The following is a 23,234-nucleotide window of genomic DNA, read 5'->3' as shown; positions in this document are numbered from 1 at the left end:
CTCGTTGCATGGCGGCTTCCCAGATCCATGCCTCGACCGTCTCGACCCGCGATGGCGCGGTCCTCGAGCTCCTGACCGCACCTGCGGGCAACGGGCAGACGAAGGGCGGCGTCGTCGTCGTCCATGGATCGATGGTGACCGCGGAGCTGTACCGCGAGCTCGCGCTGCGCCTCGCCGAGGCCCTCCATGCGCCGGTCCACGTCTACAACCGCCGGGGGCGCGGGGCATCGTCGCCCCAGCCAGACGACTACTCGCTCGCGGTCGAGATCGCGGACCTCGGCGCGATCCTCGAGCACACGGGCTCGCAGGCGGTCTTCGGCCACAACTACGGCGGCTGCATCGCCCTCCACGCGGGCCGCACGCTCGACGTCACGCAGATCGCGGTCTACGACCCGATCATCTCCTTCAACGGCAGCTACAACGCCGACTGGCTCGACGACTACGAGGCGGCGCTTGGCGGCAAGGACGAGGAGAAGGCCCTCGCCGTGCTCCTCCGCGGCCTTCAGACCGCGGGGCCGATCTCGAAGCTCCCCCTCCCGATCCTCACGGTCCTCAACCGCATCGGGAGCCGGACGCAGCCGGGCAAGGTCCTCACGCGGCTCCTGCCGACGGGACCGCGCGAGATCCGCGCCGTCGTCGCCGCCGACTCGAAGGCCGGGACGTTCGACCAGCTTCCGCTCGAGACGCTCTTCCTGGTGGGCGGCGCGAGCCCCGAATACTTCGCCGAGGCCGCTGAAGAGCTCGACGGCATCCTGCCCGCCTCGGACTTCGACGTGCTCCCGAAGCTCGCGCACGACGCCCCCGAGCGCCCCGCGAAGGCCCTCGTGGACCGGCTCGCGGAGTTCTTCTCGAGCTAGCGGCCCGCCGGAGGGGGTCAGCTGGCCTTGAGCGGCATGTTGTCGATGAGGCGCACGTCCCCGACGCGGGCCGCCACGATCGCGAGCGCCTCGCCCGTGAACGGCGCCTCTCGGCAGTTGAAGGCCAGGGGCTCGAGGGTGTCGGGATCGACGACGTCGAAATAGTCGAGTTCGACGCCGGGCTGGGACTCGATGAGGGCGACGGCGTCGTCCGGCTCGAGCGGCTCGTGGGCCGTTGCCCGGGCGTCGACGAGGCGGAGCGCGCGGGAGAGGACGAGCGCCGCCCTGCGCTCCTCGTCGCTCAGGAACTGGTTGCGGCTCGACAGGGCGAGGCCATCCTCGGCGCGGACGATCGGGACCCCGACGACGTCGACCGGGAAGTCGAGGTCCTTGACCATGCGCCGCACGATCGCGAGCTGCTGGGCGTCCTTCTGGCCGAAGTACGCGCGGAACGCGGCAGGCTGGCCCGCGACGGGGCCTGGCAGTGCGAGGTGGAAGAGCTTCGCGACGACCGTGAGCACTCCGTCGAAATGCCCCGGGCGGGAGGCGCCCTCCCACTTCTCGGCGAGCGGGCCTGCCGTCACGCGGACGAGCGGGTCCCCGCCCGGGTACATCTCCTCGACGCTCGGCGCGAAGACGAGGTCGACGCCGATCTCGTCGAGGAGCGACGCATCGGCATCGAGGGTGCGAGGGTAGCGCTCGAGGTCTTTGGGGTCGCCGAACTGGAGGGGGTTGACGAAGATGCTCGCGACGACGACGTCGTTCGCCGCGACTGCGGCTTCGGCCAGTCGACGGTGGCCGTCGTGGAGGGCGCCCATGGTGGGGACCAGGCCGAGCGAGGCCCTGGGGGCTGGGGGGTCGACGAGCCCGAGCGAGGGCACGCCACCGCGCCGCCCCGCGTGCTCGCCGAGCAGGCGCGCGACCTCGGAGCGCAGCTCGGCCTTCGTGTGCACGACGGTGAGGGGCATCTACGGTTCCTTTCGTGCGGTCGGTTCCGCCCCGCCGTCGTCCTCGCGCGGTTCGAGCGCGGCCTCGAGCCGTCGGCGCACGTCCGGCCCGTAGAGCCCGCGACGCTCCGCCCGGCGGGCGGTCGCGAGGGCCATGGCCCGGTAGGCGTCGAGGATGTCGGCGGCGCCCGCGCCCGGCCCGGGGGCGGCGAGCTCGGAGAGGGTCTCGACGTGCGCGGCCACGGTGCCCACGTCCCCGCGCGCGACCGGGCCCGTGAGCGCCGACTCTCCGGCCGCGAGCGCGTTCTCGAGCGATGCGCGCAGGAGCGGGCCGAGCAGGCGGTCGGGCTCGTCGACGCCGATGCGCGCGAGGATCTCCGCAGCCTGAGCCGCGATCGTCACGAGATGGTTCGAGCCGTGGGCGAGGGCGGCGTGATAGGCCACGCGGTCCGCCTCCGCGATGACGACGGGCTCCGCGCCCATCTCGACGACGAGGGCCTGGGCGATCGGCAGCATGGCCGGATCCGCGGTCACGCCGAAGCGGCAGTCCATGAGCCGCCCGAGGTCGAGGCTCATGCCTGTGAACGTCATGGCGGGGTGGAGCGCGAGCGGGATCGCGCCCACCGCGCGCACGGGGGCGAGGACGCCCACGCCGTGCCGGCCCGAGGTGTGCGCGACGAGTTGGCCGGGCTGCCACGCGCCGAGCTTCGCGAGGCCCTCGACAAGCGGGCCGAGGGCGTCGTCCGGGACGGCGAGGAGCACGAGCTCGGAACGCTCCACGACGTCCGGGATCTCGAGGATCGGCACCCCCGGGAGGAGCATCTCCGCGCGCTCCCGGCTCGCCTCCGAGACCGCGGAGACGCCGACGACGGCGTGCTCGGCTGCGCGCAGCGCCGCACCGAGCACTGCGCCCACCCGGCCGGCCCCGATGATCCCGACGCCGAGGCGCCCCGGGCGCGTCACGCCGTCGTCCTTTCGGGAAGCCTCGTCCTCAGGGAGAGGCGGGCCCGCGCGAGGAGGATTTCACGCATAGCCGCCCTCGGCGTCGCCCGCGCGGTTGGGACCGGCCTCGCGGCCGTCCTTCGGCTCCTCGCCGTCCTCGGGAGGGACGCGGCAGAAGCGCTCGACGAGCAGGCCGATCGCCACCATGATGACGCCGCCGCCCATCATCGCGATCGCCTGGAGGATCACAGGGCTCGTCGAGCGCACGGCCCAGACGGGGAGCTGATCGGCGAGGACCCCAGCGTGCCAGCCCAGCAGCACGGCGCCCGCATACGCGCACGCGTGCGCGAGGACGAGCGTGCGCGCCGCAAAGATCGGGTCGATCATGCGAGTGCGCTTCTCGCTGTTCCGCCAGCGCAGCACACGGATGCCGAGCGCGAGCGTGAACACGGCGATGACTGCCATGCTGCCGAGCGCGCTGTAGGGCAGGACCGGCGTCGTTCCCGACGAGCGGTCGGCGAGCTCGGTCGCCGCGAAGCCCGCGAGGCCGAGGACGATGCCGATGACGGCGAGGATCGTGAGGCGGAGCGGCTTCACGGCTGCCCCTCGTCGAGCAGGTCGTAGCCTTCCACGCCGTCGGCGTCCGCGCAGTCCTCGAGGAGCTCGACGATCGGATGCCCCTCGAGCACGGCCGTCGGATCGATGAGGAGCCACGGGTACAGCACGAAGGCGCGCTCCGCCGCGCGCGGGTGCGGGAGCGTGAGGACCGGATCGTCCTGGCTGAGCGTGTTGTACGTGATGATGTCGATATCGAGCGTGCGCGGGCCCCAGCGAACCTCGCGCGTGCGGTGGTGCTTGGCCTCGACCGCATGGCAGTGCGCGAGCAGCTCGTACGGGCCGAGGCTCGTCTGCACGATGACGACCATGTTGAGGAAGTCCGGCTGCCCCTCCGGGCCGCCCACGGCCTTCGTCTGCACAACCGGCGAGACGTCGACAAGGCGCACCTCGGGCCGGTCCACGAGGTCCGAGATCGCCTCGGCGAGGGTCTCGGCCCGGGCCCCGAGGTTGCTCCCGAGGGCGAGGACGGCGCGCGTGTACTCGGAGCGGCTCGCCGGCACTTCGTCGGTCAAGGGGACTGCGCTCATGCCTGGCGTCCCCGGAAGACCGTGACGGCGACGTCGTCGAACGGGACCTCGATGGGAGCCTTGGGCTTGTGGACCGTGATCTCGGCCGCGTCGATCGCGGCGAACTCGCCGAGGACCATCTCGGCGATCCGGACGGCAAGCGTCTCGATGAGGTTCACCGGATCACCCTCGATGATCTCCGTGATCCGCTCCGCGATCTCCGCATAGCTCGCCGTGTGCGCGAGGTCGTCGCTGGCGGCCGCCCGCGCGAAATCGCTGTGGAGGATCGCGTCGACGACGAACGTCTGCCCGTCGCGGCGCTCGAAGTCGAGGACGCCGTGATGGCCGACGGCGGAGACGCCCCGGAGTGTGATGAGATCGACTCGGGTGCCCACTCGCCAGCCCTCAGCCCCTCGCCCGGGCGACGACCTTGACGGCGTCGAGGTTCGAGGCGACGTCGTGCACGCGGACGCCCCACACGCCCTTCGCGACGGTGAGCGCCGTGATCGCCGCCGTCGCCGCGTCGCGCTGCTCGAACGGGGCCGCCTTGCCCGCCGTCGTGAGGAGCTCGCCCAGGAAGCGCTTGCGGGAGGCGCCGACGAGGACCTTGTGGCCGAGGCCGAGGAAGCGCTCGATCCCTGCAATAAGGGTCCAGTTGTGCTCGGCCCTCTTCGCGAAGCCCAGGCCCGGGTCGAGGATGATCTTGCCGTCCTCGACGCCGGCCTCGCGCAGGCGGTCGCGCACCGTCGCTGTTTCGGCGAGCACGTCTCCGAGAACGTCGGCATACGTCGCGAGCTCGTCCATGTGGCGGGACGTGCCGCGATTGTGCATGAGGATGTAGTACGCGCCGCGCTCGGCGACGAGATCGATCATGTCCTGGCTCACCGTGAGGCCCGAGACGTCGTTGACGATGAGCGCGCCCGCGTCGAGCGCCTTGGCCGCCGTGCTCGCGCGGCGCGTGTCCACGGACACGAGGGCGCCGGCCTTCACGAGCGCCTCGATCACCGGGAGCACGCGGCGCTGCTCCTCGTCCTCGGGCACCTCCTCGGCCCCCGGGCGCGTCGACTCCCCGCCGACGTCGATGATGTCCGCGCCGCCGTAGAACATCCGCAGTCCTGCGGCGATCGCGGAATCCGCCGTGGCGTGCTGGCCGCCGTCGCTGAACGAATCCGGCGTGACGTTGAGGATGCCCATGACGACCGCACGGTCCGTCGGGAGAGACTCGAACGTGGCCCTCGGGCGAGGCTTGCGGAGAACGGGGAGCGGGGAGGTGTTGGGCCCGGTCCCGGGCGCTGCGGCGAGGGTGTCCATGGTCTACCTTCCGAGAATGAGGCTCATGGCCTCAGCGCGGGTTGCGGGGTCGTGCAATTGCCCACGCACGGCGCTCGTGACGGTCTTCGCGCCGGGCTTGCGGACCCCGCGCATCGACATGCACATGTGCTCGCACTCGACGACGACGATCACGCCGCGCGGCTTCAGGTGCTCCACGAGGGCCTCGGCGACGTCCGTCGTCAGGCGCTCCTGGACCTGCGGGCGGCGGGCATAGATGTCGACGAGCCGCGCGAGCTTGCTCAGACCCGTGACGCGCCCATCGTGCGAGGGGATGTACCCGACGTGGGCGACACCGTGGAACGGGACGAGATGGTGCTCGCATGTCGAGTAGAACGGGATGTCCTTGACGAGAACGAGCTCCTCGTGGTCGAGGTCGAAGGTCACGCCGAGGACGTCCTCAGGTGTCTGGTGGAGGCCTGCGAAAGTCTCGGCGAAGGCACGCGCCACTCGCTTGGGAGTGTCGCGGAGGCCGCTGCGGTCGGGGTCTTCCCCGACCGCGATGAGGATCTCCCGAACGGCTGCTTCGATCCGCTCAAGGTCCATGGCGGTGTCGAGGCCGTCGGCGGCGGCTACGTCGTCGTCGTCAATGTGGGTCACGGCATGATCCTAGCGGGGGCACCTCACGCGCCGGGCAGCGAGTCGCCAGCGTGACCGTCGTGCGAGGTCCCTGCGCCGCCCGAGAAGTCCTGCTCCCCGCCCGCGTGGACATGCGGATGCTGGGTGTCGAGGGGCTGGTTCCGGCGGGCGGCCGCGGCCTCCTCCTGGGCCTTGCGCTCGGCCTCGGTGGCCTCGTCATGGTCCTGCCGGGACTTCACTTCGCGGGCCTCCCGCTCGCGGCGCTCGTTCTCCGTCTCGACCGGCGGGATGTTCTGCACCGGGCGGGACTCCTTGGAGAGCCACACCTCGCGGAAGTCGCGCTTGCGGATGTCCTTGAAGATGTCCGCGATCTCGCGCTGGTTGAGCGTCTCGTGCTCGAGGAGCTGGGCCGCGAGGCGGTCGAGGACGTCGCGGTTGTCCGTAAGGATCGCGTAGGCCTCGTCGTGGGCCTGGTCCATGAGCCGACGCACTTCTTCATCGACGACATACGCGACCTGGTCCGAGTAGTTGCGCTCGTGGGCCGCGTCGCGGCCTAGGAACGGCTCGCCGCCGCCCTGCCCGAGCTTGACGGCGCCAACGCGCTCGCTCATGCCGTACTGCGTGACCATCATGCGGGCCGTCGAGGTGGCCTTCTCGATGTCGTTCGACGCACCCGTTGACGGGTCGTGGAACACGATCTCCTCGGCGACACGGCCGCCCATCGCGTAGGCGAGCTGGTCGAGGAGCTCGTTGCGCGTCACGGAATACTTGTCCGCTTCGGGAACGACCATCGTGTAGCCGAGGGCCCGGCCACGCGGGAGGATCGTGATCTTCGTGACCGGCGCGGAGTTCCGGAGCGCGGCCGCCACGAGGGCGTGGCCGCCCTCGTGGTACGCCGTGATCTTGCGCTCGAGGTCCTTCATGACGCGGCTGCGCTTCTGCGGCCCGGCCATGACGCGGTCGATGGCCTCGTCGAGCGCTCGATCGTCGATGAGCTGGGCGTTCGAACGGGCCGTGAGGAGGGCGGCCTCGTTGAGGACGTTCGCGAGGTCCGCACCCGTGTAGCCGGGCGTCTTCTTCGCGACGGCCTTGAGGTCCACGTTGCTCGCCATGGGCTTGCCCTTGGCGTGGACGCTGAGGATCTGTTCACGGCCCACGAGATCCGGGGCCTCAACCGGGATCTGGCGGTCGAAGCGTCCCGGACGCAGAAGCGCCGGGTCGAGGACGTCGGGGCGGTTCGTCGCCGCGATGAGGATGACGTTCGTCTTGACGTCGAAGCCGTCCATCTCGACGAGGAGCTGATTGAGCGTCTGCTCGCGCTCGTCGTTGCCGCCGCCGATGCCCGCGCCGCGGTGACGGCCGACGGCGTCGATCTCGTCGACGAACACGATCGACGGCGCGTTGGACTTGGCCTGCTCGAAGAGGTCGCGGACACGGGACGCGCCGACGCCGACGAACATCTCGACGAAGTCAGAACCGGAGATCGAGAAGAACGGCACGCCCGCCTCGCCCGCGACGGCGCGCGCGAGCAGGGTCTTGCCGGTACCGGGAGGGCCGTAGAGGAGGACGCCCTTCGGGATCTTCGCGCCGACGGCCTGGAACTTGCCCGGCTCCTGGAGGAACTCCTTGATCTCGTGGAGTTCCTCGACCGCTTCCTCCGCGCCCGCGACGTCGACGAAGGTCACCTGGGGCATGTCCTTCGTGATCATCTTCGCGCGCGACTTGCCGAACTTCATGACCTGGGAGCCGCCGCCCTGCATGCGCGAGAGCAGGAACCAGAACAGGGCGCCGAGCAGGAGGACGGGAATGATGAGGGAGAGGATCGAGCCGAACCAGTTGTTGCCGGTCGGGACGTCGTTGTAGCCGTGCGTGAGGTTCGCGTTCTCGACGGCCTGGACCACCTCGTTGCCGCGCGGATCCACGTAGTAGAACTGGACGTTCTTGCCCTTGTTCTGCCCGTTGTCGACGTAGTTGTCCTTGAGGACCATGTCGACACGCTCTTCGCCGTTGTAGATCTTCGCGGAATCGACCTTGCCGTCCTTGAGGAGCTGGAGGCCGACCTGCGTATCGATCGTCGCGCTTCCACCGGGAGCCAACGTGCCGAAGGCAATGAGAAGAAGAGCGATCACGACGAGGATCCAGATCCCCGGACCCTTGACGAAGCTTTTGACGTTCATGAAATCGGGGCCAAGCCCCGTCCCTTCTGTTGTGCCGCGGCGCCGGTGGCGCTGAGTTCCCCGCTGTATGCACCCAGGTTCTGCCGCCCGGCAGGCTCCTGCTGGCGAGCAGTACCGCAACAAGCTATACCGTTCGGACAGCATCACGCACAGTCGAAGTCAAAAGTTCCCCCGAGGCGTGTGCGCCGAGGGCGAACGCGTCATCCAGCGGCTCAGATCCGGGCCCGTTGGGCCCGTCTGCGGCAGGCGGGCATGACGTGTTCCGACCCATTATGTTGCAGCAACCCATTGACTTGTTGCAGAAACGATGTCAGTCTTGTGAAATCAAGCTCACGTGACCCCGGACACATTGACCGGACACGACCAGCCGCACAAGCACGACCAGCCGCACAAGGAGGTGGGGAATGACGACGATCGCCGACATCGCGAGGGCTGCAGGCGTCTCCAAGTCGACCGTCTCGAGGTCGTTCACCCGTCCTGACTCGGTCAACGAAGAGACCCGGGACCGCATCCTCGCCGTCGCATCCGAGATGGGCTACACCCCTGCCCCCGTGAAGGCCGAGACCACGGGAACCATCGCGCTGTTCATCCCGGACATCGCGAACCCGTACTACCCACCCCTCGTCAAGGCAATCCAGTCGGCCTGCCGCCGCCAATCACTCTCGCTGCTCATCGTGGACGGCGAGGACGATCCGGAGGCGGACGCCGAGGAGCTCGAGCGAATCATCGGGCGCGTCGACGGCGCGATCGTCTTCGCACCGCGCATGGACACCGAGCGGCTCCGGGCACTCGACGCCGTCTCGCCCGTCGTCCTCATCAACCACGTCGCGGAGGGGCTGCCCGCCGTCGTCCTCTCGGCACCGGAGGGCGCACGTCAGGCGGTAGAACACCTCGCGGCCCTGGGCCACCGGCGCATCGCCTACCTGGCGAGCTACGAGGACAACTACTCAAGCCGGGTCCGCCTCGCTGCCGCCGAGGAAGCCGCGGACCACCTCGACTGCACGCTCGTGGTCCTCACCCACTCCGAGCCCACGTACGCGGCGGGCGTCCGGGCGGGAGACCTTGTGCTCGCCGAGAACGTCACCGCCGTCATCGCCCACAACGACCTCATGGCCTTCGGCTGCATCAACCGCCTCGCCGACCGCGGGGTCCAGGTGGGCGAGGACATGAGCGTCATCGGCTTCGACGACACGTGGCTCGCTTCGACCACGCGCCCGGGCCTCACGACCGTCAACACCCCCTACGAGCGCGGAGGCGCCGTCGCCCTCCGCCTCCTCACCGAGCGCATCGCGGACCCGGCCCGCCCGGCCAACACGGTGCATCTCTCGGGGGACCTCATCGTCCGTGCCAGCACCGCGCCGTCGAAGGTCCCCGTCAGCTGACGCCACCGGCGTAAGCCCTCCGCGCCAGCTTTACCGTTCGCCCACCCATACCATTCGCCCACCCGCACCGCCCTTACCATTCGCCCAAAGAGGAGCCATGGCCAAGTTCACCGGCATCGCCGACCCCGACATCTCAACGCCCCAAGAGCAGGAGCGCCGCCTCCGGCGCGCCAAGAAGGCGGCCCTCGCCGCGTTCCTCGGCGGCGCCCTCGAGTACTACGACTTCTTCGTGTATGCCACGGCGGCGTCGCTCGTGTTCTCGAAGATCTTCTTCCCGTCCGGCAACCCGACGATCGCCCTCATCTCCTCGTTCGCGACGTTCGGCGTCGCGTACGTCGCGAGGCCGTTCGGCGCGATTGTCTTCGGCCACCTCGGCGACCGGATCGGCCGCAAGAACACCCTCGTCCTCACGCTCGTCCTCATGGGCGGCGCGACGTTCCTCATCGGCGTCCTCCCGGACTTCCACGCCGCGGGCTACCTCGCCCCCGTCCTCCTCGTGGTGCTGCGCCTTCTCCAGGGCCTCTCGGCCGGCGCGGAGACGGCAGGGGCGTCGGCGCTGACCATGGAAGAATCGCCGGTCGGGCGCCGCGCGTTCTTCCCCTCGTTCGCCATGAGCGGCATCTCGGCCGGCATCGTGCTCGCCTCGCTCGTGTTCCTCCCGGTCTCGGCGATGAGCGACGCCGACAAGCTCTCGTGGGGCTGGCGCATCCCGTTCTGGAGCTCCCTCATCGTGCTCATCGTCGCTTACCTCGTGCGCCGCTCGCTCGAGGAGCCCGAGGTCTTCGAGGAGAAGGCCCAGCACCACGACCTCGTGAAGCTTCCGTTCGTCGACATGTTCCGCACGCACACGCCGCAGTTCTTCCAGGTCGCGCTCATGTCCTTCGAGACGGTCACGAACACGTTCATGCAGTCGTTCGGCATCGCCTACGCGGTGGCCGTGGGAGTCCCGGCGCCCACGATGCTGTGGGTGAGCGCACTCGGCAACGTCGTGGCGATCGCCACGCAGCCGTTCGCCGCGTTCCTCGCCGACAGGTTCGGCCGCAAGCCGCTCTTCATCAGCGGCGTGATCGGCTCCGGCGCGCTCATCTTCGTGTACTTCTCGTCGATCTCGACGCAGAACATCCCGCTCATCTTCCTGACGAGCACCCTCATCACGGCCGGCACGTACGCGATGTCGAACGCGATCTACCCCGCGTGGTTCGCGGAGCTGTTCAACGTGCGCGTCCGGTACTCGGGCATGGCGATCGGTCTGCAGATCGGCATCCTCTGCGCGGGCTTCACGCCGCTTCTCGGCACCGCGCTCGTCAACGGCGTGCCCGCGAACTGGGGCCCTGCGGCCTGGATCGTCGCCGGCTCGTCGGTGCTCGCCATCATCGGCGCCTTGTGGGCCCGCGAGACGTTCCGCACGCCGATCCACGAACTCGGCAACAAGGTGCACGGCTCGAAGTAGCAGGTGGCCACGCGTGGGGCGACATCTGGCCACGCGTGGGGCGACATCTGGCCACGCGTCCTCATCGGACGCGTGGCCAGATCTCGCCGGACGCCGGGCCTACGGGATGTCGAGGATCTCGCTCCGGATGAGGAACCGCTTCCCCTCCGGCGCCTCGAGCGAGAACCCGCTCCCGCGGCCCACCACCACATCGACCGTCAGGTGCGTGTGCGACCAGTACGCGAACTGCTCCCTCGACATCCAGAAGCCAAGCTCGCCCCGCCCGGGGAGGTCGAAGACGCCGAGGAGGACGTCGGCGTCGCCCGTCAAGAACTCCCCCGCCGGGTAGCACATGGGCGCCGAGCCGTCGCAGCAGCCGCCCGACTGATGGAACATGAGCGGACCGTGACGTTCCCAGAGAGCGTCAAGGAGCGCCGCGGCCGGCTCGGTCAGCGCGACCCGGGAGAAGTCCTCCCCCGGGCGCACCGGCCGGGCGTCGAGCGCTGACGCGGGCTGCGTGTCCATCAGTACTTGATGACCACGCGGCCGTCGATCTTCGCGTGGTGCATCTCGTCGAACACCTGGTTGATCTCCCCGAGGTCGCGCGTGTGGTACGTCGGGTGGATGAGGCCGCGGGCGTAGAAGTCGAGGGCCTCGACCATGTCCTGCCGCGTGCCGACGATCGAGCCGCGGATCGTGAGGCCCTTGAGCACGATGTCGAAGATCGGCGCCGGGAAGTCCCCAGGCGGGAGGCCATTGAAGACGATCGTGCCGCCGCGGCGGGTCATCCCGATCGCCTGCCCGAACGCGGCCGGGTGGACAGCGGTGACGAGGACGCCGTGCACGCCGCCCGTTGCGGCTTGAATGGCCGACGCCGGGTCCTCGGCGAACGCGTTGACCGTCACCTCGGCGCCGTGCTTGCGGGCGAGGGCGAGCTTCTCGTCGGCGACGTCGACGGCGGCGACCCGCATGCCCATCGCGACGGCGTACTGAACGGCGATGTGCCCGAGCCCGCCGATGCCGGAGATCACCACCCACTCCCCCGGCCGGACCTCGGTCTGCTTGAGCCCCTTGTACACCGTGACGCCGGCGCACAGGACGGGCGCGATCTCGTACGGATCGGAGCCCTCGGGGATTCGCGCCGCGAACTTAGCGTCGACGAGCATGTACTCCCCGAACGAGCCGTCCACGCTGTATCCGCCGTTCTGCTGGGACTCGCACAGAGTCTCCCAGCCTGTCCGGCAGAACTCGCACGTGCCACACGCGCTCCAGAGCCACGCGTTGCCGATGAGGTCGCCGACCGCGAGATCGCTCACGCCTTCTCCGAGTGCGACGACCGTCCCGACGCCCTCGTGCCCCGGAACGAGTGGCAGCTTGGGCTTGACAGGCCAGTCACCCTGCGCCGCGTGGAGGTCGGTGTGACAGACGCCGCTCGCGATGAGCTTCACGAGGACTTGGCCCGGACCGGGCGTGGGGATTTCGAGTTCGTCGACGCTGAGCTCCTGGTCGAAGGCGTGGACGACGGCGGCTTTGAAGGTGGTCATGGTCATGCTCCTTTGCATTGATTCCGGTGAGGCAGGAGAAGGCGACACGGACGACGGCGGTGCGCGCCGCCGTCGTCCGTCTTGCCCAGGTTTGGGGCTGGGCGGGGTTTAGAAGAAGCCCAGCTTGTTCTCGCTGTAGCTGACCAGGAGGTTCTTGGTCTGCTGGTAGTGCTCGAGCATCATGAGGTGCGTCTCGCGGCCGATGCCGGAGGACTTGTAGCCGCCGAACGCCGCGTGCGCGGGGTAGGCGTGGTAGTTGTTCACCCACACGCGCCCGGCCTGGATCTCGCGCCCGGCCCGGTAGGCGGTGTTGCCGTTGCGGCTCCAGACCCCGGCGCCGAGGCCGTAGAGGGTGTCGTTGGCGATCTCGAGCGCCTCCTCGTAGTCGGCGAACTTCGCGACGGAAACGACGGGCCCGAAGATCTCCTCCTGGAAGATGCGCATGGTGTTGTTGCCCTCGAAGATGGTCGGCTCGACGTAGAAGCCGCCCGCGAGCTCGCCGGGGAGCTCGGCGCGCTTGCCGCCGGTGAGGACCTTCGCGCCCTCGGCCTTGCCGATCTCGATGTAGGAGAGGATCTTCTCGAGCTGGTCGTTGGAGGCCTGGGCGCCGATCATCGTCTCGGTGTCGAGCGGGTTGCCCTGCTTGATCTTCTTGGTGCGCTCGACGACGTCACCGACGAACTTCTCGTAGATCCCCTCCTGGATCAGGGCGCGCGACGGGCACGTGCACACCTCGCCCTGGTTGAGCGCGAAGAGCGTGAAGCCCTCCTGGGCCTTGTCGTAGAACGGGTCGTCGGCGGCGGCGATGTCGTCGAAGAAGATGTTCGGGCTCTTGCCGCCGAGCTCGAGCGTGACCGGGATGAGGTTCTGCGAGGCGTACTGCATGATGAGCCGGCCCGTGGTCGTCTCGCCGGTGAACGCGATCTTGCGGATGCGCGGGCTCGACGCGAGCGGCTTGCCAGCCTCGACGCCGAAGCCGTTGACGATGTTCAGCACGCCTGCGGGGAGCAGATCCTGGATGAGCTCCGCGAGGACGAGCACGCTCGCCGGGGTCTGCTCCGCGGGCTTGAGGACGACGGCGTTGCCCGCCGCGAGCGCGGGGGCCAGCTTCCACGTGGCCATGAGGAGCGGGAAGTTCCACGGGATGATCTGCCCGACCACGCCGAGCGGCTCGTGGAAGTGGTACGCCGTCGTCGTCTCGTCGATCTGGGAGAGCGAGCCCTCCTGGGCGCGGATTGCGCCGGCGTAATAGCGGAAGTGGTCGACGGCGAGCGGCAGGTCCGCGGCGAGCGTCTCGCGGACGGGCTTGCCGTTGTCCCACGTCTCGGCGACGGCGAGCAGCTCGAGGTTCTCCTCGATCCGGTCGGCGATGCGGTGCAGGACGAGGGCGCGCTCGGCCGCGGAGGTCTTGCCCCAGCCGGGGGCGGCCTTGTGCGCGGCGTCGAGGGCGAGCTCGATGTCTGCGGCCTGCGAGCGCGGGATCTCACAGAACACCTTCCCGGTGACCGGCGTGATGTTCTCGAAGTACTTCCCGCCGACGGGGGCCACCCACTCGCCGCCGATGAAGTTCTCGTACCGGTCCTTGAAGGTGACCTTGCTGCCCTCGGTTCCGGGGAATGCGTAGACGGTCATGGCGAAACTCCTTTGTCTCTGGATCCCCTTCACGGGGGGCCGGTGGTGCCGGCGACTGGCTTGAGCGTAGGAGTGGGTGGGTTGCGGCTTGGTTGCAACGGTGTGGCGCGGGTCACAGCGGACGATGGCCGCGGCGAGGGGTCCTGTGGCCTCCCGCCCGAGACGCCATTCCGTGTACAGTGTGTTCACACGTACTGTACACAAGGGGGGCTCATGCGCAGGGCAACCATCATCCTGACCTTCCCGATCCTCGCTCTGCTCACCCAGCCGGGTCTTCTTCGGGCTCGTCGCGCTGTACTGCCGGACGCTCGCACTACTCGTGTCCGAAGTGCCGCCGCCGGCGCGAGCGGGCACGCCACGCTCGGTCTGGCTCATGTTCGCCGTCCCGTTCAACTTCGCCGAGGACTTCTTCATCGTCGCCGCCGTCGACCGCAGCCTGCGAGCGGACGGGAGGGCCGCCAGCCGCAGCCGAAAACTGTGGGCTGCTACGGGCCACGCGTGGTGCGGCCTCCAGATCGCGTCGCTCCTACCGGGTCCGATTGGGGTGGCCTCAGGCGTCCTCGCCCTGCTCGTGTGGGCCGCGAACTGGACACACTCGTCCCGACTCCGGCGCCAGCTCGCCGCCCCTGTTCCTGCATTGTCAAAGGAGGTCTGAATTGCCGCTCCCACGCTTCGAGAGGCTTCCCGAGACGGAGAAGGAGAGGATTCTCGCGATCGCGAGACACCATTTCGCCGAGAACGGGTTCGACGGCGCATCGCTCAACGGGATCGCGGCGGCGGCACAGCTCTCCCGCTCGGCCTTCTACAACTACTTCGACGGGAAGGAGGACCTGTTCGCGAGTGTGAATGCAGAACTCCTCACCCGCCTCGCCGACACCATCGGCCCATGGAAGCCGGCCGAGGACGCCGACAGCCTGTGGAGGACCTTCGCCGCGACGCACGAGAGGCTCGCGGCATCCCTCGCCGAGAACCCCGACGATCGGGCACTTCTTGCGGGCCTCGCTTCCTCTCCGGAGCTCAAGCGCTGGATCCATGACGCGTTCAAGAACGCCCTCGACCTCGGGCTAGTCGACACGACCCCTGGCCGCGCACTGCTCGAGGCGGCCACTGTCGGGGTCATCTCGGCCGCCGACGCCGCGGAACTCGCTGATCCCGGCAGCGTCACGGCAGCCGACCTCAAGGGCGTGCTGACACGGCTGTGGGCGAAACAGCCTTGAGGGATGGATTGCGTGCGGAACACCTCTCGACCTGTTGACAAGACCGAACGCGGGGCGCGCAATGGTGGCTGACACCACGTCGCACCCCACGAGGTGCAGTCGGCATGCCCACAGCACGCTGGCATCCACAGGATGAACCGGAGGTAAGAACAATGGGATCGCTAGCATTTCCCTCCCCTGTCATTCCCGGCAAGGAGGCCGCACCCGCGGAAATGGGCGCGAGATTGGCCGAGCATCCGGGGCTGCAGGACTTCCTGGCCAACAGCACGGTCAGCCTTGCCCGCGTGTACCAAATGACGACACCCATGGGGGACGTGGTCACGACGTATCAGGAAGCCGAGTCGATGGAGCGGGCCTTCGAGAACCAGGCGAACGACGCTTCGGAAGTGGCACAACTCCTGCGGGACCACGTCAAGAACGCCCACGGAATCGACATCGCAACGCAACCGCCGCCAGCGGCCGAGCAGTGGCTGGAGTTCTCGGAGCCAGCCGGTTCACGGCATCCCGGCCTCGGGTTCTCGGCGCCGATCCTGCCGGGGAAGACAGAGCAGCTCCGCAGCCTCGGCGGCGAGACAGCCGGGGCCAGAAAGGCGGAGTGGGAAACCCTCAACCGCGACAATGGCGTGACGCTCCACCGGGCGTACATCATTTCGACTCCGATGGGCGACTTTGCGAGCGTCTACTTCGAGGCGCCCGACCCGGCCGAGGCCAACCGGCGGTTCGCGGCGGACGCTTCCGATTTCGGCATGTACTTCAAGAAGACCGTGGCTGACGCTTTCGGGATCGACTTCAACCAGCCCTTGCCTCCCGTCAGAACCGTCTTCGAGGCAGTGCGGACCAAGGAGACCGCCTGAACCAGGCCCGCTCTAGGCCGGCCGCACCGGACGCCTACAGCACCGAGGCGTCCTCGCGGTCGTGGTCGCTTGAGTCCCAGCCTTTGCGCTGGAGCCGTTCGACGCCGTCGAGCATCAGGTCGATCCCGAACTCGAACTCGAACTCGTCGTCGCAGCCGGACCCCACGACGCTGTTCGGATCGTGGGGGCGGCTCATCGCGACGGCGGCGATCCCGGGGAACGCTGCCATCATGTACGCCGCCTGTTCGGGCGTGAGATCGGCCGGCGCCGTGGGCGCCGTCTCGTGCAGCTCTTGCGTGAATCCGAAGATCCTGCTGCCGAGCGCATGCATGACGTGGTGCACCAGGTCCGCAGAGAGGCCCCCCGCGAGGAAAGTGCGGATCACCGAGTCGGTGTAGGCGAGGATCACGGGTGTCGGGGCGGCCTGTGCTTCCATGACGCGCCGCGCCCACGGGTGCCGCAGCATGACCGTCCGGGCGGAGAGGATCCGGCGTCGAACGGCGGCTTTCCAGTCGGAATCTCCCATGGCCGGCTCGATCTCGCCCACGACGACGTCGATCATCCCGTCGAGGAGCTCCTCCTTGTTGGCCACGTGCTTGTAGAGGGCCATCGGCACCACGCCGAGGGTCTGCGAGAGCTTGCGCATGCTGATGGCCTCGAGTCCCGCCTCGTCGGCGAGGGCGACGGCGGCCCGAAGCACTCGGTCACGGCTGAGCGGCTGCCGCTGCCCGCCGTCGTCCGCCTTCGCCACAACCAGCTCCCTTGAACCTGCAACACCGTGATTGACAAGTGTACGACGTACACCTATCGTCGGTCCATGAGAGGTGTACGCCGTACACCTGCCGAGAAAAAGGGAACGGAATTCTCATGGCCACCACGCGACGCAGTGCGATCGTCATCGGAGCGCTCTACCTCACCACCCACGTCACGTCGGTCGCGGGACTCGCGCTCTACGGCCCCGTGCTCACGAGCACCGCGTACGCCGACTATCTGGCGGGCCCGGGCGCGAGCGCGCGAGCTCTCGTCGGGGGATTCCTCGAAGTGGTCCTCAGCCTCGCGATCGTCGGCACAGGCGTCGCGTTCTATCCCGTCATCAGGCGGTTCAACGAGGGCAAGGCCCTCGGCTACGCGGGGCTGCGCACGCTGGAGGCCGCCGTGATCGCCGTCGGCATCACACCGCTCATGGCGGCGGTGACTCTGGTCCAGTCCGGCGGCGTCGGGGACGCCGCGTTGATCCAGGCCCTCGCATCGTTCCACAACTGGACGTTCCTGATCGGGCCGAGCTTCGTCTGCGGCGTCAACACCGTGGTGCTCGCAACCGTCCTGTTCCGCTCCCGCCTCGTGCCGCGCTTCATCCCGGCCCTCGGGCTCGTGGGCGGCCCGCTGGTCTTCGTCTCCGGACTCGCGCAGATGTTCGGGGCGCTCCCCCAGGCTTCGACAGCGGCCGCCCTCGCGGCGATTCCCGTCTTCGCGTGGGAGGTCAGCCTGGCCCTGTATCTGGTGTTCCGCGGATTCCGGGAGTTCCGGGATGCGCCTCAGCGCTCAACCTCCGCCCGGACCATCGCCGCGCAGGCCTGAGAGAGAGGCAAGCGCCTACTCGGGCGGGATGTTCTGGTTCACGTGGAAGAGGTTCTCCGGATCCCAGCGCCGCTTGAGCTCGACGAGCCGCTTGTACTTCTCCTCGCCGTACGCCTGGAGAACCCGCCCGGCGCCCTCCTCTCCGAGGAAGTTCACGTAGACCCCGCTCGCGAGGCGGTGCAGCTCGGTCCACAAGGCGCGGGTCCAGCCGATGTGGCCGTCGCCGTCGCCCTCATCCCAGCGCGTGTTGATGTTGAGCAGTATCTCGGCGCCGCGGTTGCCGTAGGCGCTGAAGTCCTCGGGAGTGCGGGCGAGGGCACCGCCGAGGGTGGCGAGCTTGATGTCGGAGAGCGGCGACGTGAAATGGGCGGCCGCGTCGACGAGGCCCGCGATTGCGGCGTCGTCGAGCTTCGTGAGGTAGTCCGCCTTCCAGTAGTTCTGCGCGCCCGGCGCCCAGTAGCGGTCTTGGGAGGACTGCTGGGCGACGTACGGCTTGGGACCCACGGCGTCAACGGCCGGCCGGCCCAGCGACCGGATGGGAGCGAGCGCGGAAGCGGCCTCGTCCGGGGAGCCGAGCCACATCATGCTGATCGACAGCACGGGGTGCCCCCACAAGTGCTCGGGAAAAGGCGGGTCAGGGGGCGCCGTGCGCAAGATCGCGATGCTCATCGCGTCATCCGGGAGCGAAGGGGCGACGGCGGACCACTCGCCGAGCACGTCGCGGGCCTGGTCGAGGGGATAGATGACCGGCCCGGCGATGACCTCAGGGCCCACGTCGTGAAGCTCGAATTCGAGCGACGTCGCCACGCCATAGTTTCCCCCGCCGCCGCGCAGGGCCCAGAGGAGGTCCGGCTCGCTGTCGCCGTCGACGGCGACGAGCTCGCCGTCTGCCGTGACGAGGTGGGCCGCGCGAAGGTTGTCCGAGGCCACGCCGTAACGCCGCATGAGCCAGCCGATCCCGCCGCCGAGGGTGAACCCCGCGACGCCGGTCGTCGACATCACCCCGCCCGTCGTCGCGAGTCCGTACGCCTGTGCCTCGCGGTCGAAGACTCCCCAGGTCACGCCGGGCTGCACCCTTGCACGCTTCAAGACGGGGTCCACCCGGACCCGTTGCAGGTCCCTTAGATCAAGCACGAGGCCGCCGTCGCATGTTCCGAGCCCCGCGATGTTGTGGCCGCCTGCTCGCACGGCGAGGGTGAGGCCCTGGTCGGCGGCGAAGCGGACGCCGAGCACGATGTCGGCTGAGCCGGCGCACTTGAGGATGGCGGCGGGACGCTTCTGGATCGAGCCGTTCCACACCTGACGGGCGCCGTCGTAGTCATCATCCGCGGGGGTGATGACCCGTCCGCGGCACTGCATCTGGAGGAGGTTGAAGTCGACCACGCACCCAAGGTCGCACCGACCGCGTGCGGGGACAATGGCGCAGGCTTACGAGTACGTGACGGGCCAGGCGAGGAACGCGGCTCGGCCCGCTCGCAGCCCAAAGCTAGAGCGCCTTCACCGCCGTGAGCACCTTCGTCAGGGACTCCTTCGCGTCGCCGAACAGGAGTGTGGTCTGCGACTGGTAGAGGAGCTCGTTCTCGATGCCCGCGAACCCCGGCCGCATGGACCGCTTGAGGAACACGACCTGCCGCGCGTCGCCGGCCTCGAGGATCGGCATGCCGTAGATCGGCGAGCCGGGCGTGGACTTCGCGGCGGGGTTCACCACGTCGTTCGCGCCCACCACGAGCGCGACGTCGGCCTGTTTGAAGTCGCCGTTGACCTCGCTCATCTCCTTGAGCGACTCGTATGGGACGTTTGCCTCGGCGAGGAGAACGTTCATGTGCCCGGGCATGCGGCCGGCCACGGGGTGGATCGCGAACTCGACGTCGATGCCGCGCATCTCAAGGGCCTGCGCGAGCTCGGCAGCCGTGTGCTGGCCCTGCGCGACGGCGAGCCCGTAGCCCGGCACGATGATGACGCGCTGCGCGTACCCGAGCAGGATCGCCACGTCCTCCGCACTCGACGACCGCACGGGCCGCTCGCTCACGACCGTGGACCCCGCCGTCGAGCCCCCGCGGAACGCGCCGAACATGATGCCGGTGACGCTGCGGCCCATGGCCGCAGCCATGAGGCGGGTGAGGATCGTGCCGGAGGCGCCCACGAGCGTGCCCGCGACGACCAGGAGCACGTTGCCGAGCACGAGCCCCGAGGCCGCGACCGCGAGACCCGTGAACGCGTTGAGCAGCGAGATGACGATCGGCACGTCCGCCCCGCCCACCGGGAGCACGAGGAACACCCCGGTCACGAGCCCCACGAGCAGAAGCACGACGGCAACGCCCAGCGAGCCGCCCATCACGACGGCGCCCGCCGCACCCACCGCCGCGACGAGCACGACGCCCATGAGCACCGGCAGCCCCGGGAACACGACGGGGCGCGTCGTCATGAGCTCCTGGAGCTTCGCGAACGTCACGGCGGAGCCCGCGAACGAGACGGCGCCGACGAACAGCGTGAACACGATCGCGAGCCGCAGCCAGCCATCCTCGGCGTGCGGGAGCTCGAGCAGCGCCACGAGGGCCGCGGCGCCGCCGCCCACGCCGTTGAACATCGCGACGAGCTGCGGCATCTGGGTCATCCTGACGCGGCGCGCGACGGGCGCGGCCACCGCCGCGCCCACGAGGATCGCCCCGAGGATCCACGCGACGTTCTCGACCCGGCTCGAGAGGAAGACCGTCACGAGCGCGACAAGCGCCCCGAACGCGCCGACGAGGTTCCCGCGCCGTGCGTGCTTGGGCGAGCTGAGGCCCTTGAGGGCGAGGATGAAGCACACCGCAGCGACGAGATAGAGCAATGCCGTCCAGGTGGGGTCGAGAATCGCGCCGGACACAGTCACTTGGCCTCCCCCTCGATGGTCTCCTTGCTGCCTTTGCCGACGGCTGTGCGCCCCCGGAACATCTCGAGCATCCGGTCCGTCACGACAAACCCGCCCACGAGGTTGGCCGTGGCGAGGACGACGGCGAGGAGCGCGACGGCGAGCACCCAGCCGTCCGTCGCCTGCCCCGCGACCGTGATCGCGCCGACGAGGATGATGCCATGGATCGCGTTCGCCCCGGACATGAGCGGCGTGTGCAGGATGCTCGAGACCTTGGAGACCACCTCGAAGCCCACGAACACCGCCAGGACCGTGATCGTCAGGAGCTCGATTCCGCCCATCAGCCCGCCCCTCCCTCGATCTCTTCGTCAAGCACGCCCACGTGCCCCTCCGGGCGGGCCGTCGCCGAGGCGAGCGCCGCGAGCGCCTCCGCCGTCGGCTCGTGCCGCACGTCGCCGTCGTACGTGAGGCACGCCCCCGCGACGACCTCGTCGGCGAAGTCCGGCACCACCTCGCCGTCGGCGGCCATGAGGGCGATGAAGTTCGCGACGTTCTTCGCGTAGAGGCGCGACGCGTCCGACGCCATCGCGGACGCGGCATCCTTGAGGCCGACGAGGGTGACCCGGCCCGCGCCGTCGGCCGTCGGGACGTCGACGTCCTCGCCGGGGACCGAGCCCTCGACGTTCCCGCCCGACTCCGCCGCCATGTCCACGACAACCGAGCCCGGCCGCATCGCCGCGACCATGCCCTTCGTGACGAGCAGCGGAGCCCGGCGGCCGGGGACCGCGGCCGTCGTGATGAGGACGTCCGCCTCGGCGACGTGCGGCGCGAGGAGCTGCCGCTGGAGCGCGCCGCGGTCGGCCGTGAGCTCGCGCGCGTAGCCGCCCGGCCCCGCGGTTGCCTCCGCAGATTCGAGGTCGAGGCGGATGAACGTGCCGCCCATCGACGCGACCTCGTCGGCGGAGGCTGGGCGGATGTCGTTCGCGGAGACGCGGGCGCCGAGGCGCTTCGCCGTGCCGATCGCCTGAAGGCCCGCGACCCCGGCCCCGAGCACGAGGACGCGCGCGGGCGGGACCGTGCCGGCGGCGGTCATGTAGAGGGGGAAGAAGCGGGGGAGGCGGATCGCGGCCTCGAGCACGCACCGATAGCCCGTCACGAGGGCCTGGGACGTGAGCGCGTCCATCGACTGTGCGCGCGAGATGCGGGGCACGAGCTCGAGCGCGAACGCCCCGACCCGCGCCTCGGCGAGCGCGCGGACCGTGGGCAGCTCGGTCGACGGCGAGGCGAGGCCCACGGTGATCGCGCCCGGCTTGAGGCGGGCCGCCGTCATCGGGTCGAGGGGCCGGACGTGGGTGAGGACGTCAATCGCGCCGTAGTCGAGCTCCGGCACGATGTGCGCGCCCGCGGCCTCGTATTCGCCGTCGGCATGGCCCGCGGCAGCACCGGCACCGGCCTCGATCCTCACCCCGAGGCCTAGCCCGACGAGCTGCCGCACAGATTCGGGGGTCGCGGCGACGCGCCGCTCCCCTTCGATCCGTTCCCTCGCAATGCCGACGTCCACAAGAGTCTCCCTCGACGCTGAGCCTACGGGTGAAGTGTATTGCGGGCCACCGACATTCGTCCGGGTTGGCGCCCGTGCCCCGCTCGTGTGCTCAGGCGCCGGCGCGAGGATGCGCGCTCAGGAGGCCGCGCGGGCCACGAGCGGCGCGGCCGAGGGCAGGCTCATGCGCTTGATCTCGCGGACCGAGTCGGCAAAGGCCTCGAGGTAGGCGGCGTGGCGGGCCGACATCGGCCGCTCGGGGCCCGGCCGCTCGAGGCCCGACCCCGGGGCTACAGCCGCGGCGGGCGCATCCGCATAGTGCAGGGTGAGGCCGTCGCGGAGGAGGCGGATCGCCTCGCTGCGCTGCTGGGAGACGGCCGACGACGTGATGCCGAGTTCGTCGGCGACGTCCTTGACGCTGCGCCCCTCGAGGTAGATCGCAGTGACGACGTGCCGGAGGCGTTCGGGGAGGGACGCGACGGCGGCCCGCACGTAGCGGGTCTGCTCGCCCGCGAGGGCGGCCTCCTCCGGGGCGAGCGTCTCCGCGACGAGCGTCTCGGCGACGAACTCGTCGAGCGGGCCGACGGTGCGGGCGGCGTCCGCGGCCGCGGTCTCGACGTCGTTCAGGGAGACGCCGAGGGCGGCGGCGATCTCGTCGTTCGTGGGGCGGCGGCCGAGGGCCCCGGAAAGGGTCTCGACGACAGCCTGAACCGCCTTCATGCGCTTGCGCGCTCCACGCCCGGCCCAGTCGAGCGAGCGCAGCTCGTCCATGAGCGCGCCCGTGATGCGCCGGCGCGCGAAGGCCCCGAAGGGCACGCCGGTCGTGGGGTCGAACGCCTCCGCGGCGAGGACCAGGCCGAGCGATCCCGCCGAGGCCATCTCCTCGCGCGAGAGATGCGTGGCGCGCGCGCAGAGGTCGGAGACGAGATAGCCGACGAGCGGCAGATTCTCCACCACGAGACGGTTCCGCTCGTCGATGTTCATGTGCTTCCCTCCAGAGCCTGCGAACCGGAGTCCGCAGGGGTGAGGGCAGTTCAAAACCGACCGTCCCGTTAGACATGTCCATTTGTACATGTCAAAGACGAGGTTGTACATGTCTAATCTCTGCGTGTCGTGTGTGTGACAGGCGCAGTCACGGCGCAGGCTCGCGGAGGTTCCACCTCCTCGTGTCCGGCTTGCGATTGGGCAGTGGCCAGATGACGCCCCGCGGGGTGCGATGAGCACGTTCTGTGCCGAGCTTGGGATCTCGCGG

The 23,234-nt window shown here is 69.5% G+C and carries 24 protein-coding genes; 7 read left to right on the top strand and 17 right to left on the bottom strand.

From position 1 onward, the window contains the following. Window positions 1-8 precede the first annotated feature (8 nt). Window positions 9-857 (top strand): alpha/beta hydrolase, encoded by an 849-nt coding sequence (locus SPF06_RS08660; RefSeq protein ID WP_323278637.1) that lies wholly within the window; start codon window positions 9-11, stop codon window positions 855-857. A 17-nt stretch (window positions 858-874) separates the two neighbouring features. Here SPF06_RS08660 and panC read toward each other — a convergent pair whose 3' ends face one another. Genes panC through ftsH form a run of 8 tightly spaced genes read right to left on the bottom strand, consistent with a single transcriptional unit; the run spans window position 875 to window position 7,955 of the window. Further along, window positions 875-1,825, bottom strand: coding sequence for a pantoate--beta-alanine ligase (panC, locus tag SPF06_RS08655; protein ID WP_323278636.1), 951 nt, complete (start codon window positions 1,823-1,825; stop codon window positions 875-877). Next, complete coding sequence (locus SPF06_RS08650) at window positions 1,826-2,767, bottom strand: Rossmann-like and DUF2520 domain-containing protein (protein WP_323278635.1); 942 nt, start codon at window positions 2,765-2,767, stop codon at window positions 1,826-1,828. Window positions 2,768-2,827: 60 nt separating this feature from the next. Further along, entirely contained in the window at window positions 2,828-3,343 is a 516-nt protein-coding gene (locus tag SPF06_RS08645) for a DUF3180 domain-containing protein (RefSeq protein WP_323278634.1), read from the bottom strand. Further along, on the bottom strand, window positions 3,340-3,891 hold the full coding sequence (folK, locus tag SPF06_RS08640; protein WP_323278633.1) for a 2-amino-4-hydroxy-6-hydroxymethyldihydropteridine diphosphokinase: 552 nt from the start codon (window positions 3,889-3,891) through the stop codon (window positions 3,340-3,342). The genes SPF06_RS08645 and folK overlap by 4 nt, the downstream gene beginning before the upstream one ends. Beyond that, a complete protein-coding gene (gene folB / locus SPF06_RS08635; RefSeq protein WP_323278632.1) occupies window positions 3,888-4,265 on the bottom strand; it encodes a dihydroneopterin aldolase in 378 nt (125 codons plus the stop codon). The genes folK and folB overlap by 4 nt, the downstream gene beginning before the upstream one ends. A gap of 10 nt (window positions 4,266-4,275) precedes the next feature. After that, the gene (folP, locus tag SPF06_RS08630) at window positions 4,276-5,181 is read right to left on the bottom strand and encodes a dihydropteroate synthase (protein WP_323278631.1); all 906 of its coding nucleotides are present in this window, start codon (window positions 5,179-5,181) and stop codon (window positions 4,276-4,278) included. Between the two features lie 3 nt (window positions 5,182-5,184). Continuing rightward, window positions 5,185-5,799, bottom strand: a complete 615-nt coding sequence (gene folE / locus SPF06_RS08625; protein ID WP_428985735.1) for a GTP cyclohydrolase I FolE — start codon at window positions 5,797-5,799, stop codon at window positions 5,185-5,187. 23 nt (window positions 5,800-5,822) lie between these two features. Then, the gene (gene ftsH / locus SPF06_RS08620; protein ID WP_323278630.1) at window positions 5,823-7,955 is read right to left on the bottom strand and encodes an ATP-dependent zinc metalloprotease FtsH; all 2,133 of its coding nucleotides are present in this window, start codon (window positions 7,953-7,955) and stop codon (window positions 5,823-5,825) included. Between the two features lie 404 nt (window positions 7,956-8,359). Between ftsH and SPF06_RS08615 the strand changes: the two genes are divergently transcribed. Together SPF06_RS08615 and SPF06_RS08610 are read left to right on the top strand one after the other, a co-directional pair. After that, complete coding sequence (locus SPF06_RS08615; RefSeq protein ID WP_323278629.1) at window positions 8,360-9,337, top strand: LacI family DNA-binding transcriptional regulator; 978 nt, start codon at window positions 8,360-8,362, stop codon at window positions 9,335-9,337. A gap of 97 nt (window positions 9,338-9,434) precedes the next feature. Then, window positions 9,435-10,787 carry an MFS transporter gene (locus tag SPF06_RS08610; protein ID WP_323278628.1) on the top strand — a complete coding sequence of 451 codons (1,353 nt, stop codon included), beginning with the start codon at window positions 9,435-9,437 and terminating at the stop codon, window positions 10,785-10,787. Window positions 10,788-10,886: 99 nt separating this feature from the next. Here SPF06_RS08610 and SPF06_RS08605 read toward each other — a convergent pair whose 3' ends face one another. From SPF06_RS08605 to adh, 3 genes are all read right to left on the bottom strand, one after another. After that, window positions 10,887-11,291: a DUF779 domain-containing protein gene (locus tag SPF06_RS08605; protein ID WP_323278627.1), complete on the bottom strand. Its 405-nt coding sequence runs from the start codon at window positions 11,289-11,291 to the stop codon at window positions 10,887-10,889. Beyond that, entirely contained in the window at window positions 11,291-12,310 is a 1,020-nt protein-coding gene (adhP, locus tag SPF06_RS08600; RefSeq protein WP_323278626.1) for an alcohol dehydrogenase AdhP, read from the bottom strand. Before adhP ends, SPF06_RS08605 begins: the two co-directional genes overlap by 1 nt. A 108-nt stretch (window positions 12,311-12,418) precedes the next feature. Further along, window positions 12,419-13,942 carry an aldehyde dehydrogenase gene (adh, locus tag SPF06_RS08595; protein ID WP_323278625.1) on the bottom strand — a complete coding sequence of 508 codons (1,524 nt, stop codon included), beginning with the start codon at window positions 13,940-13,942 and terminating at the stop codon, window positions 12,419-12,421. A 319-nt stretch (window positions 13,943-14,261) separates the two neighbouring features. On the opposite strand from adh, the gene SPF06_RS08590 reads away from it, so the two are divergent. The 3 genes from SPF06_RS08590 (at window position 14,262) to SPF06_RS08580 (ending at window position 16,013) form a co-directional block, all read left to right on the top strand. Continuing rightward, the gene (locus SPF06_RS08590) at window positions 14,262-14,597 is read left to right on the top strand and encodes a hypothetical protein (RefSeq protein WP_323278624.1); all 336 of its coding nucleotides are present in this window, start codon (window positions 14,262-14,264) and stop codon (window positions 14,595-14,597) included. A gap of 1 nt (window position 14,598) precedes the next feature. Further along, the gene (locus SPF06_RS08585; RefSeq protein ID WP_323278623.1) at window positions 14,599-15,159 is read left to right on the top strand and encodes a TetR/AcrR family transcriptional regulator; all 561 of its coding nucleotides are present in this window, start codon (window positions 14,599-14,601) and stop codon (window positions 15,157-15,159) included. Between the two features lie 152 nt (window positions 15,160-15,311). Continuing rightward, on the top strand, window positions 15,312-16,013 hold the full coding sequence (locus tag SPF06_RS08580; RefSeq protein ID WP_323278622.1) for a hypothetical protein: 702 nt from the start codon (window positions 15,312-15,314) through the stop codon (window positions 16,011-16,013). A gap of 34 nt (window positions 16,014-16,047) precedes the next feature. Here SPF06_RS08580 and SPF06_RS08575 read toward each other — a convergent pair whose 3' ends face one another. Beyond that, on the bottom strand, window positions 16,048-16,764 hold the full coding sequence (locus SPF06_RS08575) for a TetR/AcrR family transcriptional regulator (protein ID WP_323278621.1): 717 nt from the start codon (window positions 16,762-16,764) through the stop codon (window positions 16,048-16,050). Between the two features lie 116 nt (window positions 16,765-16,880). On the opposite strand from SPF06_RS08575, the gene SPF06_RS08570 reads away from it, so the two are divergent. Then, complete coding sequence (locus tag SPF06_RS08570) at window positions 16,881-17,591, top strand: DUF4386 domain-containing protein (RefSeq protein ID WP_323278620.1); 711 nt, start codon at window positions 16,881-16,883, stop codon at window positions 17,589-17,591. A gap of 15 nt (window positions 17,592-17,606) precedes the next feature. Here SPF06_RS08570 and SPF06_RS08565 read toward each other — a convergent pair whose 3' ends face one another. The 5 genes from SPF06_RS08565 to SPF06_RS08545 form a co-directional block, all read right to left on the bottom strand. Further along, window positions 17,607-18,974, bottom strand: a complete 1,368-nt coding sequence (locus SPF06_RS08565) for an FAD-binding oxidoreductase (RefSeq protein WP_323278619.1) — start codon at window positions 18,972-18,974, stop codon at window positions 17,607-17,609. 103 nt (window positions 18,975-19,077) lie between these two features. Further along, window positions 19,078-20,463 carry an NAD(P)(+) transhydrogenase (Re/Si-specific) subunit beta gene (locus tag SPF06_RS08560; protein ID WP_323278618.1) on the bottom strand — a complete coding sequence of 462 codons (1,386 nt, stop codon included), beginning with the start codon at window positions 20,461-20,463 and terminating at the stop codon, window positions 19,078-19,080. Then, window positions 20,460-20,783, bottom strand: coding sequence for an NAD(P) transhydrogenase subunit alpha part 2 (locus tag SPF06_RS08555; protein ID WP_323278617.1), 324 nt, complete (start codon window positions 20,781-20,783; stop codon window positions 20,460-20,462). The genes SPF06_RS08560 and SPF06_RS08555 overlap by 4 nt, the downstream gene beginning before the upstream one ends. Then, window positions 20,783-22,003, bottom strand: coding sequence for an NAD(P) transhydrogenase subunit alpha (locus SPF06_RS08550; RefSeq protein WP_323278616.1), 1,221 nt, complete (start codon window positions 22,001-22,003; stop codon window positions 20,783-20,785). Before SPF06_RS08550 ends, SPF06_RS08555 begins: the two co-directional genes overlap by 1 nt. Window positions 22,004-22,120: 117 nt before the next feature. After that, window positions 22,121-22,966, bottom strand: coding sequence for a sigma-70 family RNA polymerase sigma factor (locus SPF06_RS08545; RefSeq protein WP_323278615.1), 846 nt, complete (start codon window positions 22,964-22,966; stop codon window positions 22,121-22,123). Window positions 22,967-23,234 lie beyond the last annotated feature (268 nt).

The sequence above is a fragment of the Sinomonas terricola genome, assembly GCF_034931225.1.
GTDB lineage: Bacteria > Actinomycetota > Actinomycetes > Actinomycetales > Micrococcaceae > Sinomonas > Sinomonas terricola.
This window is presented reverse-complemented; position numbering and strand designations above follow the sequence as displayed.

What these genes read in the sequence shown, in the direction of transcription:
- folP (WP_323278631.1), bottom strand. Translation starts at nt 5,181, where the DNA reads ATGGACACCCTCGCCGCAGCGCCCGGGACCGGGCCCAACACCTCCCCG.
- adhP (WP_323278626.1), bottom strand. Translation starts at nt 12,310, where the DNA reads ATGACCACCTTCAAAGCCGCCGTCGTCCACGCCTTCGACCAGGAGCTC.
- SPF06_RS08545 (WP_323278615.1), bottom strand. Translation starts at nt 22,966, where the DNA reads ATGAACATCGACGAGCGGAACCGTCTCGTGGTGGAGAATCTGCCGCTC.
- SPF06_RS08610 (WP_323278628.1), top strand. Translation starts at nt 9,435, where the DNA reads ATGGCCAAGTTCACCGGCATCGCCGACCCCGACATCTCAACGCCCCAA.
- ftsH (WP_323278630.1), bottom strand. Translation starts at nt 7,955, where the DNA reads ATGAACGTCAAAAGCTTCGTCAAGGGTCCGGGGATCTGGATCCTCGTC.
- adh (WP_323278625.1), bottom strand. Translation starts at nt 13,942, where the DNA reads ATGACCGTCTACGCATTCCCCGGAACCGAGGGCAGCAAGGTCACCTTC.
- folK (WP_323278633.1), bottom strand. Translation starts at nt 3,891, where the DNA reads ATGAGCGCAGTCCCCTTGACCGACGAAGTGCCGGCGAGCCGCTCCGAG.
- SPF06_RS08555 (WP_323278617.1), bottom strand. Translation starts at nt 20,783, where the DNA reads ATGGGCGGAATCGAGCTCCTGACGATCACGGTCCTGGCGGTGTTCGTG.
- SPF06_RS08580 (WP_323278622.1), top strand. Translation starts at nt 15,312, where the DNA reads ATGGGATCGCTAGCATTTCCCTCCCCTGTCATTCCCGGCAAGGAGGCC.
- SPF06_RS08615 (WP_323278629.1), top strand. Translation starts at nt 8,360, where the DNA reads ATGACGACGATCGCCGACATCGCGAGGGCTGCAGGCGTCTCCAAGTCG.
- panC (WP_323278636.1), bottom strand. Translation starts at nt 1,825, where the DNA reads ATGCCCCTCACCGTCGTGCACACGAAGGCCGAGCTGCGCTCCGAGGTC.
- SPF06_RS08570 (WP_323278620.1), top strand. Translation starts at nt 16,881, where the DNA reads ATGGCCACCACGCGACGCAGTGCGATCGTCATCGGAGCGCTCTACCTC.
- SPF06_RS08660 (WP_323278637.1), top strand. Translation starts at nt 9, where the DNA reads ATGGCGGCTTCCCAGATCCATGCCTCGACCGTCTCGACCCGCGATGGC.
- SPF06_RS08605 (WP_323278627.1), bottom strand. Translation starts at nt 11,291, where the DNA reads ATGGACACGCAGCCCGCGTCAGCGCTCGACGCCCGGCCGGTGCGCCCG.